Consider the following 19509-nt stretch of genomic DNA (forward strand, 5'->3'; position numbering starts at 1 on the left):
ACCCACCGCGAACGACGACGACAAGGAGCAGGACCGTGCGTTTCCAGGTACTCGACATCGTGTTCAACCCGCCCCACCCCGTGACCGGGGAGGCGGTCGCGCCGTCCGACCGGTTGAACCGGGTCGTGGAGACGGCGGTGCTGGCGGAGGAGCTCGGGTTCGACTCGTTCGCGGTGGGGGAGCGGCACGCGGGGGAGGTGCTGTCGTCGGCGCCGACGGTGATCCTCGGGGCGGTCGCGGCGCGGACGTCCCGCATCCTGCTGAGCACGGGCGTCACGGTGCTCTCGCTGCTCGACCCGATCCGCGTCGCCGAGGACCTCGCGACGGTGGACCAGCTGAGCCGCGGGCGGCTGGAGATCGTCATCGGCAAGGGCAACGAGGTGCTGCAGTACCCGCTGCTGGGGCTCGACATCGACAAGCAGTACGAGTACCTGCAGGAGAACTACGAGCTCCTGCGCCTGCTGCTGTCGGAGGAGGACGTGAGCTGGAGCGGGCGGCACCGGCACACGCTGGAGCGCGCGACGACGCTGCCGCGTCCGTTCGCCGGGCCGTTCCGCATCTGGCACGGGTCGGCGACGTCGCAGTTCGCGGTGGAGCTCGCGGCGCGGTACGGGGACCCGATCGTCAGCGCCAACGCGCTGCAGCCGCGCGAGAACTACCAGGTGCTCATCGACCGCTACCGCGAGCGGTACGCGGCGCACGGGCACGACCCGGCGTACGGGTTCGTGGGGTCGGGCTCGGGCGGGCTGTTCCTCGCCGACACGACGGAGGAGGCGATCGAGCAGTACCGCCCGATCTACGAGGGCCAGGTCGCGGCGGCGGCACGTCGCGGCTACGGGCCGGATGCCGTGGGGAAGGCGCCGAGCTTCCGGACGGTCGAGGACGCCGTCGAGCGCGGCCCGGCGCTGGTGGGCTCGCCGGAGCGCGTAGCGGAGAAGATCCTCGACTACCACGCCTCCTACGGGCACGACCTCCAGTCGGTGTCTGTCAACCACCTCATCCCCGCGACGCAGCAGGAGGACGTGCTGCGCCGGTTCGCGGAGGAGGTGGTCCCGGTCGTGAAGGCCGAGGTGAAGACCGACCTGTGGAGCCCGGCCGACGCCCGTCGCGCGGCGGGGTTCACCGCGGCCTGACCCGCCCCACCGGTCGTGGGCATGAGAAGGGCCCGGTTCGCGCGGCGAGACCGGGCCCTTCTCATGCCCACAGCGGGGAGCGGAAACATCCGTCCGCCTGGCGGGACGGTCGTCTCGAAACTTGACTCAACCAGTCGAGATTGTCTTTCCTGCTCCCAGGTGACGAGCGTCAGCACCCAGGCCCGGCTCGCTGACCAGCAACCCTTCGACGTGACGGGGTGCTCCGGGAACGACCTGACCGCGTGGCTCCCGCTGCGCGGTAAGCACGGCACCCCGGTGGGATCCCCCGCCGCGCCGGCCCTCGGCCGGGCGCGGACGACCACCGGCGCCGGACGACCGCCGGTCCTCAGCCGGCACACGAGGAGAGCAGCACGACATGATCCCCACATCTCACCGACGCCGGTCCCTGGCCGTCGCCGCGGCGGCCGCCGCGACGGGCCTCCTGCTCAGCGCGTGCGCGGGCGGCGGCTCCGGCGCGTCCGACGGCGACGGGTCGCCGAGCCCGTCCGGCGAGCCCGTGGCGGGCGGCGACCTGACCTTCGCGATCACGGTCGACTCGCACTGCATCGACCCGCAGCAGGTCGGCAACAACGACGCCATCGCCGCGGCCCGCCAGACCGTCGCGTCCCTCACGGCGCAGGACCCCGCGTCGGGCGAGATCCTGCCGTGGCTCGCGGAGAGCTGGGAGGTGAACGACGACGCGTCGAGCTACACGTTCCACCTGCGCGACGACGCGACCTACGCCGACGGCACGCCGATCGACGCCGAGTCGGTCAAGACCAACTTCGACGCGATCGTCGCCCTCGGCGCGACGGCGTCGCTCGGGTCCCAGTACCTCGTCGGCTACGAGGGCACGACGGTCACGGACCCGCAGACCCTCACGGTCGACTTCTCGGCGCCGAGCGCCCAGTTCCTCCAGGCCACCTCCACGTTCTCGCTGGGCCTCCTCGCCCCGTCGTCGGCCGACCTGAGCGTCGAGGACCGCTGCGCCGGGAAGTTCGTCGGCTCCGGTCCGTTCTCCGTGAAGTCGTACACGCAGGACCAGGAGATCGTGCTCGAGAAGGTCGCGGGCTACGCGTGGGGCTCGGAGGCGAACGCCCACCAGGGCGAGGCCTACCTCGACACGGTGACGTTCAAGGTCATCCCCGAGGCGAGCGTGCGCAGCGGCAGCCTGCAGTCCGGGCAGATCGACGCGACCGCCGCGATCTCGACCGTCGACCTCCCGCAGTTCGACGGCAACGGGTTCTGGCTCGAGTACCGCGCCAACCCGGGCGTCGTCTTCAACCTGTTCCCCAACGAGTCGAGCCCGCTCGCGGGCGACGAGGCCGTGCGGACCGCGATCCTCAAGGGCATCGACCGCGAGCAGATCGCGGACACCGTGCTCAGCGCGCAGGACGAGCCGGCCACGAGCGTCCTGTCCCACTCGACGCCGCTCTACGAGAGCATCGCGGACGAGCTCGCCTACGACCCCGAGGGCGCGAAGAAGATCCTCGACGACGCGGGCTGGGTCGAGGGTGCCGACGGCGTCCGTGAGAAGGACGGCCAGAAGCTCTCCACGACCGTGACGTTCTGGCAGGTGCCGGAGCCGCTCGAGCTGGTCCAGCAGCAGCTCGCGCAGATCGGCGTCGACCTCCAGCTCCAGCACGTGACCGTCGCGGAGTCGCAGGCGATCAAGGAGAGCGGCGACTTCGACTTCGACTACTACAACCTCACGCGCTCCGACCCGGACGTGCTGCGGACGATCTTCTCCGCCAACGCGCGCAACATCAACCAGCGCGACGCCGAGGAGGTCGACGACCTGCTCGACGCGTCCGCCGCGGCGACCGACGCGACCGAGCGGCAGGAGCTCGTCACGGAGGCGTCGCGCCTCCTGGTCCAGAAGGGCCACGCGATCCCGGTCTACGAGCTGTCGACGACCATCGCGGCGGCAGACACGGTCCACGGCCTGACGTTCGAGGCGTCGTCGCGCCTCGACTTCTACGACGCCTGGGTCACCCAGGGCTGACCCGACGGGTCCGCCTGCCCGACGCCGCGGCGTCGGGCAGGCGGACCGTCCCCCCACGGAAGGAGGCCGACCATGGGCCGATACGTCCTGCGTCGCGCCGGGCAGGGGCTGTTCGTGCTCTGGGCGGCGTTCACGATCTCGTTCTTCGTCCTCTACCTGCTGCCCAGCGACCCGGCCGCGCTCATGGCGAGCGGCGGCGGCGAGGCGGACCAGGTGGACCCCGCGCTGCTCGACGCGCTGCGCGCGCAGTACGGCCTCGACCGGCCCGTGCTCGTGCAGTACGGTGACGCGCTGTGGCACGCGCTGCGCCTCGACTTCGGCACGTCGTACTCGTCGGGCGCGCCCGCGACCGAGCTCGTGCTCCAGGCGCTGCCCGAGACGCTCAAGCTCACGGCTGCGGCCCTCGTCCTCGCGGTCGTGGCGGGTGCCGGCATCGCGATCGCGAGTACGTTCCCGCGCGCGACCTGGCTGCGCCACGCGCTCGCCTCGCTCCCGCCGCTCGGCGTCGCCCTGCCGCCGTTCTGGCTGGGCCTGCTGCTCCTGCAGTGGTTCTCCTTCCAGCTCCCGGTGTTCCCCGCGATCGGCAACGAGGGCGCGGTCAGCCTCGTGCTGCCGGCGATCACGCTCGCCGTGCCGGCGAGCGCCGCGCTCGCCCAGGTGCTCGCACGGAGCCTGCGCGGGACGCTCGACGAGCCGTACGTCGAGACGGCGCGCGCCAAGGGCGCGAGCCGGGCGCGCGTGCACTTCGGTCACGCGCTCCGCAACGCCGCGATCCCCGCGCTGACCGTGCTCGGGGTCCTCGTCGGCGGGCTGCTCGGCGGCACGGTCGTCACGGAGACGGTGTTCTCGCGCGCGGGGCTCGGGCGGCTCACGGTCACGTCCGTGGACGCGCAGGACATCCCCGTGGTGCAGGCGGTCGTCGTCCTCTCGGCCCTCGTGTTCGTGGTCGTCACGCTCGTGGTCGACCTGCTCTACCCCCTGCTCGACCCCCGGATCGACGCACGACAGAAGGCGGTGGCCGCATGAGCACCAGGCCGGGAGTACGCATCGTGCTCCGTGACGACGTGCGGGTCGCGGACCGCGCCGCGGTGGTGGACGCACCGCCGTCGGCCACGCCCGACCCCGACGCTCCGCCTGCCGACGCGCCCGAGGTGCGCACGCCCGAGGAGATCGAGGTCGCGGACCGCGAGGACGCCCGGGCGATCATCCGGTACGGCCGGGTCCGCGGCGCCGGCCCCGCGGGCCGGTGGCGCCGCGGGGTGCGGTACGCCGTGCGGCGTCCCGGGCTGGTCGTCGCCGTGCTCGTCGTCCTGCTCGTCACGGCGTGGGCGGTCGTCCCGCAGCTCTTCACGTCGTACGACCCGCTGACGGGCGTGCCCGCGGACCGGCTCCAGCCGCCGTCGGGCGCGCACCTGTTCGGCACCGACCACCTGGGGCGGGACGTGTACGCGCGCGTCGTGCACGGCGCGTCCGCGTCGCTCAGCGCGACCGTCATCGCGGTCGCCGTCGGGCTCGTCGCCGGGTCGCTGCTCGGCCTGCTCGCGGGGTTCGTGCGCGGCTGGGTGGACGACGTCGTCGGCCGGTTCGTCGACGTGCTGCTCGCGATCCCGAGCATCCTGCTCTCGCTCGCGATCATCACGGCGCTGGGGTTCGGGACCGTCAAGGTCGCGATCGCGGTGGGCATCACGAGCGTCGCGACGTTCGCGCGCGTCATGCGGGCGGAGGTCCTGCGGACCTCGACGTCGGTGTACGTCGAGGCGGCCCGCGCGTCGGGCGTGCGCTGGTACGGCGTGCTCGGACGGCACGTGCTGCCCAACTCGACGGGACCGGTGCTCGCGCTCGTCGCGCTCGAGCTCGGGACCGCCGTGCTCGCCATCTCGGCGCTGAGCTTCCTCGGCTACGGGACGCCGCCGCCCGCGCCCGAGTGGGGGTCGCTCGTCTCGGGCGGGCGCGACTACCTGGCCACCGCGTGGTGGCTCACGACCATGCCGGGCCTCGTGATCGTCGCCGTCGTGCTGTCGGCGAACCGCATCGCGCGAGCCCTGGAACGGACCGGAGGGGACGCATGACCGCCACGACGCCGACCACGCAGGAGCGCGCCGGCACCACGCCGCACGAGGCGCCCGCGCTCGAGATCCGCGGGCTCGAGGTCGCCTACCGCACGCGCGACGGCGGCTCGTACGCCGCCGTCCGCGGCGTCGACCTCACGGTCGGGGCGGGCGAGGTCGTGGCGCTCGTGGGCGAGTCGGGGTCGGGCAAGAGCACGACGGCCCACGCGGCGCTGCACCTGCTCTCGCGCGGGGGAGCGGTGACGGGCGGGACCATCCGGCTCGGCGGTCGCGACGTCGGCGACCTCTCCGAGAAGGAGTGGCAGCAGGTGCGGGGCCGCGACGTCGGCCTCGTGCCGCAGGACCCGACGGTCTCGCTCAACCCCGTCACGCGCGTGGGCGACCAGGTCGCGGAGGTGCTCGTCATCCACGGGCTCGCGCGGCGCAAGGAGGCGCGCGAGCGGGCGGTCGAGCTGCTCCGCCAGGCCGGGATCGACGACCCGGAGGCCCGTGCGCGGCAGTACCCGTCGCAGCTCTCCGGCGGCATGCGCCAGCGCGTGCTCATCGCGATCGCGGTCGCCGCGCGCCCGAGGCTCGTCGTCGCCGACGAGCCGACGAGCGCGCTCGACGTGACGGTCCAGCGCCGCATCCTCGATCACCTCGACGGCCTCGTGCGCGACCTCGGCACTGCGGTCCTGCTCATCACGCACGACCTCGGGGTCGCGGCGGACCGCGCCGACCGGATCGTCGTGCTCGAGCGCGGGGTCGTCGTCGAGGAGGGGGCGGCCGAGCAGGTGCTCCACGACCCGCGCCACCCGTACACGAAGCAGCTCATCGCCGCGGCGCCGAGCCTCGCGAGCTCGCGCCTCGTCGCGGGCGGCACCCCGGAGCCGCGCGATGCCGTCGTCCCGCGCGCCGAGGCGAGCCGCGCCGTCGATCAGGGGCTCGTGGTGCCCGACGGCGCCGGCCCGGACACCGCGAGCACGCCCGTCCTCGCGGTGCGGGAGCTGCGCAAGGAGTTCACGCTGCCGCGGGGCGCCGCGCACCGCACGCTCGTCGCGGTGGACGGCGTGAGCCTCGCCGTCGGGCGCGGCGAGACGTACGCGCTCGTGGGGGAGTCCGGCTCCGGAAAGAGCACGACGGCGCGGCTCGCCCTGCGCCTCGAGCGGCCCACCGCGGGCACGGTCGAGTTCGCGGGCGAGGACATCACGACGGCGCGCGGCGAGCGCCTGCGGTCGCTGCGCCGCGGGTTCCAGGTGGTCTACCAGTCCCCGTACGCGTCGCTCGACCCGCGGTTCACGGTCGAGCAGATCGTCACCGAGCCGCTGCGGGCGTACCGGGTCGGGTCGCCGTCCGAGCGGGCCGACCGCGCGCGCGCGCTCGTCGAGGACGTCGCGCTCCCCGCCGACGTGCTGCGGCGCGGGCCTCGCGAGCTCTCGGGCGGCCAGCGCCAGCGCGTCGCCATCGCGCGGGCGCTCGCGCTGAACCCCGCGCTCGTCGTGCTCGACGAGCCCGTCTCGGCGCTCGACGTGTCCGTGCAGGCGCAGATCCTCGAGCTGCTCGTGCGGCTCCAGGCCGAGCACGGGCTCGCGTACCTGTTCATCTCGCACGACCTCGCCGTCGTGCGCCAGGTGTCCGACCACGTCGGCGTCATGCACCGCGGGCGCGTCGTCGAGCAGGGGGCGACCGAGCAGATCCTGCTCGACCCGCAGGAGGACTACACGCGCGAGCTCGTGGCGGCCATCCCCGGCCGACGCGCGCTCCAGGACGCGCCCCGGGCGTCGTCCACGACAGCAGGGAGCGCACGATGACCGTCGCCGCCGCACGAGCCGCAGAGCCCCGCACCCGGCCGAGCGCGGGGCCGCGCGTCCTCGCGGACCCCGCCCCCGCGCCGTCGCGCACGGAGCTCGCCGGCCGCACCACCGAGCTGCTCCAGGCGATGATCCGCAACGCGTGCGTCAACGACGGCACCGTCGGCTCGGGGCACGAGGCGCGCAACGCGCGCGCCGTCGCCGACGCGCTCGACGGTCTCGAGCTCGAGGTCGAGTGGGTCGAGCCGCGCCCCGGCCGCACGTCGCTCGTCGCGCGCCTGCGCGGCACCGACCCGGACGCGCCGTCGCTCGCGCTCGTCGGGCACACCGACGTCGTGCCCGTCGAGCCGGAGGGGTGGACGCGCGACCCGTTCGGCGGTGAGCTCGTCGACGGCTGGGTCTGGGGTCGTGGGGCGATCGACATGCTCGGGCTCACGTCCGCGTTCACGGTCGTCACGCGCGCGATCGCGGAGAGCGGGCGGCGGCTGCGCGGCGACCTCGTGCTCGCCGCCGTCGCGGACGAGGAGCACGGCAGCACGTGGGGAGTCGACTGGATCATGCAGCACCGGTACGACCTCGTGGACGTCGACGCGGTGCTCACGGAGTCGGGCGGGGTCCCGCTGGGGTCCCGCGGGAGCCGCACGGTCGCGGTCGGCGAGAAGGGCGGCGCGGGGCGCCGGCTGCGCGTCGTCGGTCGCCCCGGGCACGGGTCGGGGCCCTACGGGTCGCTCAACGCGATCGTGCTCGCGGCCGAGGCCGTGCGGCGGATCACCGAGTACCGGGGCCCCGTCGTCGTCGGCGACCTGTGGCGGCGGTACGTCGACGCGCTCGACCTCGCGCCCGACGTACGCGCCGCGCTGCTCGACCCCGCGCGGCTCGACGACGCGCTCCCCGAGCTCGGCGCCCTGGCGTCGGTCGCGCACGCCACGACCCACACGACCGTCGCGCCCACCGTGCTGCACGCAGGCTCGAAGCCCAACGTCATCCCCGGGCTCGCGGAGGTCACGCTCGACATCCGCGTCCTCCCGGGCGCGACCCCGCAGGACGTGGCCGACCTGCTCGACGACGCTCTCGGCGACCTGCGCGAGCACGTTCACGTCGAGGGAGACTGGTTCGGCGAGGCGTCGCAGTCGCCCACCGACGGCGCGGCGTACGAGGCGATCGAGCGCGCCGTGCGCGCGCACGCGGGCGCCGAGGTCGTGCCGGTGCTCGGGACCGGCGGCACGGACGGGCGCTTCTTCCGCCGCCGCGGCGTGCCGGCCTACGGGTTCGGCCTGCTCAGCGAGCACTGGGACCCCGGGGTGTTCCGGTCCCTCTTCCACGGGAACGACGAGCGCGTCGACGTCGAGTCCCTCGGCCTCACGGCCACCGCGCTCCACGACGTCGTGACGAGCTACCTCGGATGAGCGGTCATCCTGGCGACGGCCGGCCGTGGCGGTGACGACGGACGGTCGGTCGTCACGGACCGTGCTGAGGGTCTGCCTCGCGACCGGGTTCGTCACGCTGCTCGACTCCGCCATCCTCACCGTCGCGGCACCGGCGTTGCGGACGGAGCTCGGCGCGACGACCGCGCAGCTCCAGTGGATCCTCGCCGGGTACTCGTTGACGTTCGGGCTCGCGCTGGTCCCGGCGGGCCGCCTCGGCGACCGGCTCGGGCGCGGTGGCCCCCTGGCCGTCGGGCTGGCCCTGTTCGCCGCGGGGAGCCTCGTCGGCGCGACGGCGTCCGACGCCGACGTGCTCGTCGCCGCGCGACTGCTCCAGGGCGTCGGCGCCGGGACCGCGAACCCGCAGGTCATCGGCCTGCTCCAGGACCACTACGCCGGGCCGGCCCGCGCGCGTGCGCTCGGGGCGTACGCCTCGACGGGCGCGTTCGCCATGGTCCTGTCCCCGCTCGTCGGCGGCGGGATCCTGTCCGCCCTCGGGCCGGCCGCGGGGTGGCGCGCCGCCGTCGGGCTCGCCGCGCCCCTGGGGCTCGCCGTCGCCGTCCTCGCCCTGCGCGTGCTGCGTCGCGGCTCGACGGGCGCGGGGCGCCGGACACCGCCTGGCGGCCGCGTCGGCGTCGGGTTCGACGTCGTCGGGCTGGTGCTCGTGACGCTCGTGACGCTCGGGCTGCTCGTCCCGTTCGTCGCCGAGGGCCCGCGCGCCGTCGTGCTGCCGCTGTCCCTCGGGGTGCTCGTGGCCGCCGTCGGGGCGCTCGTCGTGTGGGAGCCGCGCTACGCGCGGCGCGGTCGGACACCCGTCCTCGCGCCGGCGCTCCTGCGTTCCCCGACCTACGTGCTCGGCTGCGTCGTCGCGGCGTTCAGCTTCGGGGCGGCGCTCGGGTACTCCGCCGTCCTCATGCTGTTCCTCCAGGACGGCGCGGGGCTCAGCCCGGTCCAGGCCGGCCTGGTCACGACGCCGGGCGCGATCGCCTCGGTCGTGGCGGCGAACCTCTCGTGGCGGCTGTTCCGCAGGTTCGGCCGGCGCGGGGTGACCGTGGCCGTGGGCGCGAAGGCGCTCGTCGCCGCGGGCACGGCGCTCGCGGTGGCCGTCGCGCCCACGACGACCGTGGTCGCCGTGCTCGTCGTCTCGCAGGTGCTCACCGGGGCCGTCGCCGGGCTGACGATCTCGCCCAACCAGGCGCTCACGCTCGAGGGTGCCCCCGGCACGGAGCGCGGCGTCGCCGGCGCCGCGCTCCAGCTCGTGCAGCGCGTCGCCGCGACGGTCTGCATCGCCGCGATGACCGGCACGTTCGTGGCCCGGACCAGCGGCGCGGTCCCGGGCGTCCTCGACGCCCACCGCGACGGTCTCGTCGTCGTGAGCGCCGCCGTCGCGGCGCTGGCGCTCGTCGCCTGGGCGGCGTCCTTGCTCGACGAACGGCTCGCCCGTCCCCTCGACGAGGTAGAGCCGCCGGTCGCGAGGTAGAGCACCAGGTGCTCTACCTCGCGACCGGCGGCTCTACCCCGCGGGGCGGGTTGGTCAGGCCTCGCGGTTCTCCGACGAGAGGAACCAGGCCTGCTTCTCCAGGTCGGCGATGATCTCGTGCAGGATGTCGGCGCTCGTCGGGTCCTCGGCGTCGACGCCGTCGTGCACCTCGCGCACGACCTCGACCGTCTGGGCGAGGCGCTCGACGATCGCGTCGACCGTGTCGCCGACGGAGACGAGCCCGGCCGGGTACGGGGACAGGTCCGTCGTCGTCGCGACCGTCTCGGTGCGGCCGTCGGGCACGACCTGGAGCGCTCGCATGCGCTCGGCGACGGTGTCGCTGTGCTCGCGCGCGGCGTCCACGACGTCGTCGAGCTGGAGGTGCAGGTCGCGGAACCCGCGGCCCGTGACGTTCCAGTGGGCCTGCTTGCCCTGGACGTGCAGGTCGACGAGCGCGACGAGCACGCGCTGGAGGTGCGAGCGGAGCGCCTCCGACGCCTCGAAGCGGGCGGTGGCGCGGTGGATGGTGGGTGCGGACATGGTGCTCCTCGCTCTCTCGGGGGTCTCCCGGAACGTGCGGCGGTCACCCGGCTTCCGTCGGTGCCGACTCGTGACTCGTTCTCTTGAACGATTCCAGACTAGGCACCATTCCCCGTCCCCGCCAGCAAGGACAGGCGTGCCTGACCTGCGGTGACACGTGCTGGCGGGACCGCCGCGACGAGACCCGTCACGTTCTCTCGCCAGGTGAGAGGACCCGCCGAGCCCCTTGCCGGACGGCGCTCGGAGTGGTCCGCTGACGTCATGACCGACGATCCCGCCACCGCCACCCAGCCCGCCCTCCCGCAGCGCACCCTCGGATCCGGTGACGCCGCGCTCACCGTCGCGGCCGTCGGGTTCGGCGGCATGTCCGTGACGGACGCCTACGGCCCCGCGGACGCCGTCGAGGCGGAGGCCGTGCTGCGCCGCGCGCTCGAGCTCGGCGTCACGCTCGTCGACACGGCCGACGTCTACGGGCACGGACGTAACGAGGAGCTCATCGGGCGCGTGCTGGGAGCCCACCGTGACCAGATCGTCCTCGCGTCGAAGTTCGGGCTGCCTCCGGCCGACGGCCATCCCGACGGCCGTCGCGTCGACGGGCGCCCCGAGTACGTGCGCTCCGCGATCGACGCGAGCCTGCGCCGCCTCGGTACCGACCGGCTCGACCTGTACTACCTGCACCGCATCGACCCGCAGGTCCCGGTCGAGGAGACCGTCGGGGCGCTCGCCGAGCTGGTCGAGGCGGGCAAGGTCCGGACGATCGGGCTCTCGGAGCCCTCGGCGGCGACGGTGCGCCGCGCGCACGCCGTCCACCAGATCACCGCCGTGCAGAGCGAGTACTCGCTGTGGACGCGCGACCCGGAGGACGACGTCCTGCCGACGCTGCGCGAGCTCGGTGTCGGGTTCGTGCCGTTCTCCCCGCTCGGGCGCGGCATCCTCACGGGCACCGTCGACGCGACGGACGGCTTCGCCGAGGACGACGTGCGCCGCGCCCACGCCCGCTACGCGGGCGAGGCGTTCGAGCACAACCGCGGCCTGGTCCGCTCGCTCGAGCAGCTCGCCACGGAGCGCGGCGTCACGACGGCGCAGCTCGCCCTCGCGTGGCTCCTCGCCCAGGGTGACGACATCGTCCCGATCCCCGGCACCAAGCGCCTCGCGTACCTCGAGCAGAACGTCGCGGCGGCCGCGGTCGAGCTCACCCCGGACGACGTCGCGGCGATCGGAGCGGCCATCCCGCGCGGGGCCGTGGAGGGCGTGCGCCACCCGCAGCCGGACCTGCTCGCGGGATGAGCGCCGACGCCGTGGCCGTGCCCGCGACACCCGCGCCCCTACCTGACGAGGCGGGCGCCCGCCGCCGGCTCGCCGTGCACTGGTTCCTGCCGACCTCGGGCGACGCGCGCGGCATCGTCGACGGCGCGCACGCCAAGGACACACCCGGCCGGGCGACCGGGTTCCGCGCGCCGTCGCTCGACTACCTGGAGCAGGTCGCCGTCGCGGCCGACCGCCTCGGCTACGAGGGCGTGCTCACACCGACGGGGACGTGGTGCGAGGACGCGTGGCTCGTCACGTCCGCGCTGATCCGCAGTACGCAGCGGCTGAAGTTCCTCGTCGCGTTCCGGCCCGGCCTCGTCTCGCCGACGCTCGCGGCGCAGATGGCCGCGACGTTCCAGCGCCTGTCCGGCGGGCGGCTGCTCCTCAACGTCGTCACGGGCGGCGACGAGAACGAGATGCGCCGGTTCGGCGACTGGCTCGAGCACGACGAGCGGTACGACCGCACGCGCGAGTTCCTCGAGGTCGTGCGCGGCGTGTGGGACGACGCGCCGCTCTCGTACGAGGGCGCGCACTACCGGATCGCCGACGCCCGGACCTCCGCTCCGCCGGACCCGCGCCCCGAGATCTTCTTCGGCGGGTCGTCGGAGGCCGCGCTGCCCGTCGCGGCCGCCCAGGCCGACGTCTACCTCACGTGGGGCGAGCCGCCCGCGCAGGCGCGCGAGAAGATCGAGCGCGTGCGCGAGCTCGCCGCCGCGCAGGGACGCACGATCCGCTTCGGCGTGCGCCTGCACGTCATCACGCGCGACCGGTCGGCCGACGCGTGGGACGTCGCGCAGCGGTTCCTCGACGACCTCACGCCCGAGCAGATCGCGGGCGCCCAGCGGCTCCTCGGCTCGTCCGGGTCGGTCGGGCAGCAGCGCATGGTCGTGCTGCACGGCGGCGGTGACCTCGCGGCCACACGGCGCGCGCGCGACCTCGAGATCCACCCCGGGCTGTGGGCGGGCGTCGGGCTCGTGCGCGGCGGCGCCGGGACGGCGCTCGTCGGGAGCCACGAGGAGGTCGCCGACCTGATCGAGGAGTATCGCGCGGCGGGGTTCGACGAGCTCGTCCTGTCCGGCTACCCCCACCTCGAGGAGGCGTACTGGTTCGCGGAGGGCGTCCGCCCGCTGCTCGACGCGCGCGGTCTCACCGCTCCCGCCGCACGCACCGGCGGCGCCGCTTCACGCACCCATGCCGTGCCGTTCTGAGCCGGTTCCCGACCCCGTCGGCGAGGTGCGCGCGAAGCCATCGGGTGCCCCCGGGCAGCCGGGACGGCGCGCCCGGACGCCGACGAGCGCCAGGACGAGCTGGGCGACCCAGAGCAGCAGGGCCGCGGGGGCGACGACGGCGCTCGCGGTCTCCGTGGCCGCACATCCCGGGGGCACGGGACGTCCACCGGCACCGGCTGGGTGGAGAACAGGAGGAAGCCGACGGGAGCGCCGCGACCCACAGGGCCACGCTCACGAGGCGCCGCCGTCCGGGGATGGAGCGCGACCCATGGCCCGCGGCGTCCTGCGGACCTAGACTGGAGAGGTCCGGTGGGTCTCCCCGCGCAGAGGTCGGCTCCGATGTCGTGGCTGCTGATGGTCTGGTGCGCGACGGCGTGCACGGCCGCCGCCGCGTGGTGGGTGCTGCGCCGCGCCGGCCGGCCCCCGAGCCACCGGACGACCAGCAGGCCGCACCTGCTGCGCCGGCGCCCGACGCCCCCCGACCCGCTCGCGACGCTCGCGCTCCAGGTGCGGCTGAGCGAGCTCGCGGCGGAGATGCGGCGGATCGAGGCGGACCCGGACGTCTTCGCCCGCGCCCACCACTACCTCGCGGTCCAGGGTGCGTACGACGCGCTGCTGCGAGAGGCGTGCCGGCTCACCGGGCTCTCGGTCGAGGACGCGCCGCTTCGGGCGGGGTTCCGGACGGGCGACGACGAGCGGTTCCGCGAGGAGCTCGAGCTGAGCGCGCGCGGCTGGAGCTGGTGACCGGTCCACCCGTGAGGGGCGGCACGGGACGGGCGAGGGGCCCGACGGCGGTGCGTCCGCCGTCGGGCCCCTCGCCCGTGGTGCCCGTCGCGTGCGCTCAGAGCGCCGAGTGGTCCCCGATCCGGTGGTAGGTGCGGTCGTGGTAGACGAGGGGGGACGGCGTGCCGGCCGCCTCGCGGCGGGGGCCGGCGCCCCTGCCGACGCTCGACGAGAGCGCCCGCAGCGAGACGAGGTACGAGTCGCCGACGGGCGTGCGCTGCACGACGCGGCCGCGGACCCAGGAGAGCGCGCCGTCGACCACGGGCTCACCGGTGTCGAGGCGGGACCAGCCGCCGTCGGCGAACCGGTCGATGCCGCTCGTGGCGAAGCGTGCCGAGACGTCGTCCTGGTGGTCGGCGAGGAAGCTCACCGTGAGCGTCCGCGCGGCGGAGACCGCGGGCCACGACGACGACGTCGACGCGAGCGAGAACGCGAGCAGCGGGGGCGCGGCCGAGACGGAGATGACCGACGTCGCGGTGAACCCGACGAGGCGGTCGTCGTGCTCGAGCGCGATCACGGCGACCCCGGCGGGGTGGCCGCGGAACACGGACTTGTACTCGTCGGGGGAGAGCTGCGGCTCGTCCTGCTCCGCCAGGAGGGCCTCCAGGTGGGTGAGCTCGGCGGTCATCGGGCCACCCCCGCGAACGCGTCGGCGACGGCCTGGTCGGCGGGCGCCGGGCCGTCCGCGGGGAGGGGGGTCGCGGCGCGGCGCAGCGCGTCGCCCTCGCGGGCGAGCCACACGTCCACGACCGGGCCCAGGTCCGCGAGCTGCGGCTCGGTGACCGTGAGGGAGCGGGTCGGGACGACGGCGCCGAGCTCGACGAGCACGGGCCGCAGGTGCACCTCGCCGACGAGCGCGTGGGCGGGGTTGCCCGACACGACGAGCGGCACGACGACGACCCCCGCGAGCCCGTCCGGGCCGTACAGGTCGAGGAACGCCTTGAGGAGCCCGGTGTAGGACGCCTTGTAGACCGGCGTCGCCACGACGGCGACGGTCGCCGCGGCGAGCCGGTCGCGCGCGGCGTCCGCCGCGGGGCGCTCGGGGCCGAGGATCTCGGTCGCGAACGTCGCGAGGTCGATCGTCGAGACGTCGGTCGCCCCGATGAGGGCCGCGACGCGGTGCGCCACGGTCTCGGCGGCACCGAGCGTCCGCGATCCGGGGCGCGGGTTGCCGGAGACGGCGAGGACCGTCGGGGAGGGGGAGCGGTGGGTCATGTGTACCTCGCAGTAGTCGTCGATCACGCTTGCCGCGCGGCCGTCCCGCGGGTGCGGGGCCGGTCGTGCGCGGCCTGGTCATCTCCCGGAGCACCCCGCCGTGACAGGGGGTTGCCGACCAGCGAGCCGGGGCTTGGCGCTGGTGCTCGTGACCTGGGGACGGGTATAGCAACGGCTCCATGAAAACTGCACCAGATCGATCGGGTTTCTCAGTGGGTGGACGGTTGTGTCGTCCGTGGGGGACCTGCGCGACGTCTCCGGGTGGGCAGGGAGTGAGACGGCGGTACGGGAACTTCTGGCACAGGCGTACCGTCAGCAGGAGTTTCCGCCCAGACGAGGAGTACCCATGGACAGCCGACTGCAGTCCGTCTACGACGAGGTCCTGCGTCGCAACCCCGGCGAGGCCGAGTTCCACCAGGCCGTGCGCGAGGTCTTCGACTCGCTCGGCCCCGTGCTGCGCAAGCACCCGCGCTACGTCGAGGCGGCCGTCCTCGAGCGCGTGTGCGAGCCCGAGCGCCAGATCATCTTCCGGGTCCCGTGGGTGGACGACGCGGGCCGCGTGCAGATCAACCGCGGCTTCCGGGTCGAGTTCAACTCGGCGCTCGGCCCGTACAAGGGCGGCCTGCGGTTCCACCCGTCGGTCTACCTCGGGATCGTCAAGTTCCTCGGCTTCGAGCAGATCTTCAAGAACTCGCTCACCGGTATGCCGATCGGCGGCGGCAAGGGCGGGTCGGACTTCGACCCGCGCGGCCGCTCCGACGGCGAGGTCATGCGGTTCTGCCAGTCGTTCATGACCGAGCTGTACCGGCACATCGGCGAGAACACCGACGTCCCGGCCGGTGACATCGGCGTGGGCGGCCGCGAGATCGGCTACCTGTTCGGCCAGTACAAGCGGATCACCAACCGCTACGAGTCCGGCGTCCTCACGGGCAAGGGGATCTCGTGGGGCGGCTCGCTCGTGCGCACCGAGGCGACGGGCTACGGCACCGTGCTCTTCGCGCAGAGCATGCTCGAGACGCGCGGGCAGGAGCTCGACGGTCGGCGCGTCGTGGTCTCGGGCTCGGGCAACGTCGCGACCTACGCGACCGCCAAGGCCCAGCAGCTCGGCGCGAACGTCGTCGCCTTCTCCGACTCCTCCGGCTACGTCGTGGACGAGGCGGGCGTCGACCTCGACCTGCTGCGCCAGGTCAAGGAGGTCGAGCGCGGCCGCGTCGCCGACTACGCGGCCCGTCGCCCGGGGGCCCGCGTCGTCACCGACGGCTCCATCTGGGACGTGCCGTGCGACGTCGCGCTGCCGTGCGCGACGCAGAACGAGCTCGACGAGGGTGCGGCCAAGCAGCTCGTCGCGAACGGCGTCGTCGCGGTCGCCGAGGGCGCCAACATGCCGACGACGCCCTCCGCCGTCGCGCTCCTCCAGGAGGCGGGCGTGCTGTTCGCGCCCGGCAAGGCCGCGAACGCCGGCGGCGTCGCGACCTCGGCGCTCGAGATGCAGCAGAACGCGTCGCGCGACTCGTGGTCGTTCGAGTACACGGAGGAGCGGCTCGCGCAGATCATGGCGGGCATCCACGACCGGTGCGTCGAGACGGCCGACGAGTACGGCGCGCCCGGCAACTACGTGCTCGGCGCCAACGTCGCGGGCTTCACCAAGGTCGCCGACGCGATCCTCGCCCTCGGCGTCATCTGACCGTCGTCTACCCTGGCCGACGGCCGCCGTCGCGCACGCCGCGCGACGTGACGGCCGTCGGACCGGACGACGGGAGAACGCAGTGACGACCACCGACCCCGAGGGCCCTGCCGTGCGCGCGGGCCGCGACGTCGTGCTCGAGCTCGCGGTGCAGGACCCGGAGGGCGTCCGGGTGGCCGCCTCCGTGGGCGCCCGGCGGGTCGAGCTGTGCGTCGGCCTGGGCGCGACGGGCGGGCTCACGCCGAGCGCCGGCCTCGTGGAGGCGGCCGTCGTGGCCGCCGCCGACGCCGCGGGCGGTGGGCCTGCCGTCGAGGTGCACGTCCTCGTGCGCCCGCGCCCGGGAGGGTTCGTCCTCTCGGCGGCTGACCTCGACGTGCAGGTCCGCGACGTCCGGGCCGCGGTCGCGGCGGGTGCGGCGGGCGTCGTGGTCGGCGCGCTGACCCCGGACGGCGTCGTGGACGTCGCCGCCGTGCGCGCCCTCGTCGAGGCGGCTGACGGCCGCGAGGTGACGTTCCACCGAGCGGTCGACGTCGTCGCAGACCCGCTCGCGGCCCTCGACGCGCTCGCCGGCGCGGGCGTGGTGCGCGTGCTCACGTCGGGTGGCGCCGCCCGCAGCATCGACGGCGTCGAGCGCCTGCGCGCCATGTCGGCGCACGCCCGCGGACCCCTGGGCCGCCGCGTCCAGGTCATGGCCGGCGGGGGAGTGCAGCCCCGGGACGTCGGCGCGCTCGTGGCCGCCGGCGTGGACGCCGTGCACCTCTCCGCGAAGCGCGTCGTCGCGGACGACGCCGGTCCCGGGGGTGGTGGGGACGCCGGCTACGAGGTCACGGACCCCGAGGTCGCCGCGGCGGCGAGCGCGGCGCTCCGCGCCGCGCGGTAGCGACACCCTTCCGCTCGCGGGCGCCCGCGAACGCCTGCTCGACGCCGACGACGCCACGTCTCGACGTCGCCCGACCGGCCGGTCCCCGCCACGCGGGGGCCGGCCGTCGCCCTTCCCGAGCACCGCCGCAGTCGGCCATGTCTCAGTTAGGTAACTTTCCTGTCCTATTCGTCTGCGACCCAGGATCGATTAGTTAGTGTTCCTGCCACACGCCCCAGGGCGCCACGACGAACGACGCGAGGACGCGTCGTCCATGCGAAAGGACCGATGATGATTCGAAGCACGGCGCGCAAGCGTCTGCTCACGGCGGTTGCGCTCGTGACCGGCGTGACTCTCCTGGCCGCGGGCTGCTCCGGTGGCGGCAGCAACGGTGACGGCGACGAGGGCGCGAGCGGGGGCCGCACGCTCAACGTGTGGGCCGGGACGCAGACGCCGATCGTCGCGAACTTCAACCCGTACTCGCCGAACCCGCTGCACGCGGCCAACGGCGCGATCTACGAACCGCTCTTCTACTACAACAAGGCGCAGGCCGGCCCGCCGGAGCCGCGCCTCGGCGAGTCGTTCGAGTGGTCGGAGGACGGCACCGAGCTCACGGTGAAGCTCCGCGAGGGCGTCAAGTGGACCGACGGCGAGGACTTCGACGCCGACGACGTGGTCTTCTCGCAGACCAACGAGGCCGCCCAGCGCGACTTCGTGATCTCGGTCGAGGCCGTCGACCCGTACACCGTGACGTGGACGTTCGACTCGCCGCAGTTCACGTCCGAGGTCCAGCTCCTCGGCACGTCGCTCGTCGTGCCGGAGCACATCTGGTCCGAGGTCGACGACCTCGTGACGTTCGCGAACGAGAACCCGGTCGGCACCGGCCCGTACAAGGCCGACGCCGTCACCGAGGCCGCCTACACGGTCGTCGCGAACGAGGACTACTGGGCCGGTGCCCCGAAGGTCAAGAAGGTCCGCTACCTCGGCATCGACGCGAACCAGAGCGCCGAGGACCTCATGACCACCGGCAAGGTCGACTGGACCGCGATGTTCGTCGCGGACCCCGACCGCATCACCGCGGACGGCCGCCTGAGCATGATCAACACGCCGCAGGACCCGACGACGATCTACACGTGCGTGTCGGTCGACCTCGGCTGCACCGGCCCGCAGACCGACGTCGCGGTGCGCCAGGCGATCAACCTCGCGATGGACCGCACCGAGATCAACGAGAAGGCGTTCGCCGGTCTCGCCGCGGAGGCGTCCCCGACGTTCGCGCTGCTCGGTCGCGACGACCGCTGGATCTCGCCCGACGTCGAGGCGGAGAGCCCGCAGACGGCCGACGCCGCGGCGGCGTCGAAGGTCCTCGAGGACGCCGGCTACACCCAGGGCGCGGACGGCATCTACGAGAAGGACGGCCAGAAGGTCGAGCTGACCCTCATCACGGTCGACGGCTGGAACGACTACAACGCGGTCGGTGACCTGCTCGTCGAGCAGGCGAAGGCAGCCGGCATCGCGATCGTCCACAACAAGGTCACGCAGCAGGAGATGTCGGACGCGCGCGTCGCGGGCACCTACCAGCTCATGGTCGGTGGCATCACGGGCCCGTCGCTCGACGACCCGTTCAGCATCTACCGCCAGTGGATGACGACGGACTACACGCGCCCGGTCGGCGAGGTCATGGAGTCCGGCCTCTTCAACTACGTGCGCTACACCAACCCGAAGGTCGACGCCGCGGTCGAGGCGGCCGCCTCGACGAACGACGAGGCCGCGAAGCAGGAGCAGTACGCGGTCATCCAGGAGGAGATCGTCCGCGACCTGCCCTACATCCCGGTGGTCGTGAACGCCTCGCAGACGTTCATGGACACGAAGGACTTCACGGGCTGGCCGACCGAGGACGACCTCTACGCCTTCCCGCCGTCGTGGAGCACGGTCTCGCTGGGCGTCGTGCTCTCGAAGCTCGAGCCGACGAGCTGATGCGACCGCGCCGAGG

General features: G+C 74.1%; 16 protein-coding genes and 2 riboswitches. Of the genes, 13 read left to right on the plus strand and 3 right to left on the minus strand.

The genetic code is table 11. From position 1 onward, the window contains the following. Positions 1 to 35 precede the first annotated feature (35 nt). The 7 genes from ACN9MS_RS03310 (at position 36) to ACN9MS_RS03340 (ending at position 9901) form a co-directional block, all read left to right on the plus strand. Complete coding sequence (locus ACN9MS_RS03310; RefSeq protein WP_426310715.1) at positions 36 to 1133, plus strand: LLM class flavin-dependent oxidoreductase; 1098 nt, start codon at positions 36 to 38, stop codon at positions 1131 to 1133. A gap of 158 nt (positions 1134 to 1291) precedes the next feature. Further along, positions 1292 to 1405: riboswitch (SAM riboswitch) on the plus strand. A 104-nt stretch (positions 1406 to 1509) separates the two neighbouring features. Continuing rightward, positions 1510 to 3138, plus strand: coding sequence for an ABC transporter substrate-binding protein (locus ACN9MS_RS03315; RefSeq protein WP_426310716.1), 1629 nt, complete (start codon positions 1510 to 1512; stop codon positions 3136 to 3138). A 72-nt stretch (positions 3139 to 3210) separates the two neighbouring features. Next, on the plus strand, positions 3211 to 4164 hold the full coding sequence (locus tag ACN9MS_RS03320; RefSeq protein WP_426310717.1) for an ABC transporter permease: 954 nt from the start codon (positions 3211 to 3213) through the stop codon (positions 4162 to 4164). Further along, entirely contained in the window at positions 4161 to 5207 is a 1047-nt protein-coding gene (locus ACN9MS_RS03325; RefSeq protein WP_426310718.1) for an ABC transporter permease, read from the plus strand. Before ACN9MS_RS03320 ends, ACN9MS_RS03325 begins: the two co-directional genes overlap by 4 nt. After that, positions 5204 to 6997 (plus strand): dipeptide ABC transporter ATP-binding protein, encoded by a 1794-nt coding sequence (locus ACN9MS_RS03330; RefSeq protein ID WP_426310719.1) that lies wholly within the window; start codon positions 5204 to 5206, stop codon positions 6995 to 6997. The genes ACN9MS_RS03325 and ACN9MS_RS03330 overlap by 4 nt, the downstream gene beginning before the upstream one ends. After that, a complete protein-coding gene (locus ACN9MS_RS03335) occupies positions 6994 to 8403 on the plus strand; it encodes a M20/M25/M40 family metallo-hydrolase (protein ID WP_426310720.1) in 1410 nt (469 codons plus the stop codon). The genes ACN9MS_RS03330 and ACN9MS_RS03335 overlap by 4 nt, the downstream gene beginning before the upstream one ends. Before the next feature lie 61 nt (positions 8404 to 8464). Beyond that, complete coding sequence (locus tag ACN9MS_RS03340; protein ID WP_426310721.1) at positions 8465 to 9901, plus strand: MFS transporter; 1437 nt, start codon at positions 8465 to 8467, stop codon at positions 9899 to 9901. Positions 9902 to 9955: 54 nt separating this feature from the next. On the opposite strand, the gene ACN9MS_RS03345 is transcribed toward ACN9MS_RS03340, so the two are convergent. Beyond that, on the minus strand, positions 9956 to 10441 hold the full coding sequence (locus ACN9MS_RS03345; protein WP_053369399.1) for a Dps family protein: 486 nt from the start codon (positions 10439 to 10441) through the stop codon (positions 9956 to 9958). A 261-nt stretch (positions 10442 to 10702) separates the two neighbouring features. Here ACN9MS_RS03345 and ACN9MS_RS03350 point away from each other — a divergent pair, with 261 nt between their 5' ends. The 3 genes from ACN9MS_RS03350 (at position 10703) to ACN9MS_RS03360 (ending at position 13722) form a co-directional block, all read left to right on the plus strand. Further along, positions 10703 to 11728 (plus strand): aldo/keto reductase, encoded by a 1026-nt coding sequence (locus ACN9MS_RS03350; protein WP_426310722.1) that lies wholly within the window; start codon positions 10703 to 10705, stop codon positions 11726 to 11728. Next, positions 11725 to 12957, plus strand: coding sequence for an LLM class flavin-dependent oxidoreductase (locus tag ACN9MS_RS03355; RefSeq protein WP_426310723.1), 1233 nt, complete (start codon positions 11725 to 11727; stop codon positions 12955 to 12957). Before ACN9MS_RS03350 ends, ACN9MS_RS03355 begins: the two co-directional genes overlap by 4 nt. Before the next feature lie 360 nt (positions 12958 to 13317). Then, complete coding sequence (locus ACN9MS_RS03360) at positions 13318 to 13722, plus strand: hypothetical protein (RefSeq protein ID WP_426310724.1); 405 nt, start codon at positions 13318 to 13320, stop codon at positions 13720 to 13722. Between the two features lie 97 nt (positions 13723 to 13819). On the opposite strand, the gene ACN9MS_RS03365 is transcribed toward ACN9MS_RS03360, so the two are convergent. Together ACN9MS_RS03365 and ACN9MS_RS03370 are read right to left on the minus strand one after the other, a co-directional pair. Continuing rightward, entirely contained in the window at positions 13820 to 14389 is a 570-nt protein-coding gene (locus tag ACN9MS_RS03365; RefSeq protein WP_426310725.1) for a flavin reductase family protein, read from the minus strand. After that, a complete protein-coding gene (locus ACN9MS_RS03370) occupies positions 14386 to 14976 on the minus strand; it encodes an NADPH-dependent FMN reductase (protein ID WP_426310726.1) in 591 nt (196 codons plus the stop codon). The genes ACN9MS_RS03365 and ACN9MS_RS03370 overlap by 4 nt, the downstream gene beginning before the upstream one ends. 20 nt (positions 14977 to 14996) lie before the next feature. Continuing rightward, a riboswitch (SAM riboswitch) is annotated at positions 14997 to 15130 on the minus strand. A gap of 192 nt (positions 15131 to 15322) precedes the next feature. On the opposite strand from ACN9MS_RS03370, the gene gdhA reads away from it, so the two are divergent. The 3 genes from gdhA (at position 15323) to ACN9MS_RS03385 (ending at position 19493) form a co-directional block, all read left to right on the plus strand. Continuing rightward, the gene (gdhA, locus tag ACN9MS_RS03375) at positions 15323 to 16660 is read left to right on the plus strand and encodes an NADP-specific glutamate dehydrogenase (protein ID WP_426310727.1); all 1338 of its coding nucleotides are present in this window, start codon (positions 15323 to 15325) and stop codon (positions 16658 to 16660) included. Positions 16661 to 16742: 82 nt separating this feature from the next. Next, entirely contained in the window at positions 16743 to 17540 is a 798-nt protein-coding gene (locus ACN9MS_RS03380) for a copper homeostasis protein CutC (protein ID WP_426310728.1), read from the plus strand. Between the two features lie 270 nt (positions 17541 to 17810). Then, on the plus strand, positions 17811 to 19493 hold the full coding sequence (locus ACN9MS_RS03385) for an ABC transporter substrate-binding protein (RefSeq protein ID WP_426310729.1): 1683 nt from the start codon (positions 17811 to 17813) through the stop codon (positions 19491 to 19493). The last annotated feature ends 16 nt before the right edge of the window (positions 19494 to 19509 follow it).

This window comes from Cellulosimicrobium sp. E-16 (assembly GCF_049913115.1).
Taxonomy (GTDB): domain Bacteria; phylum Actinomycetota; class Actinomycetes; order Actinomycetales; family Cellulomonadaceae; genus Cellulosimicrobium.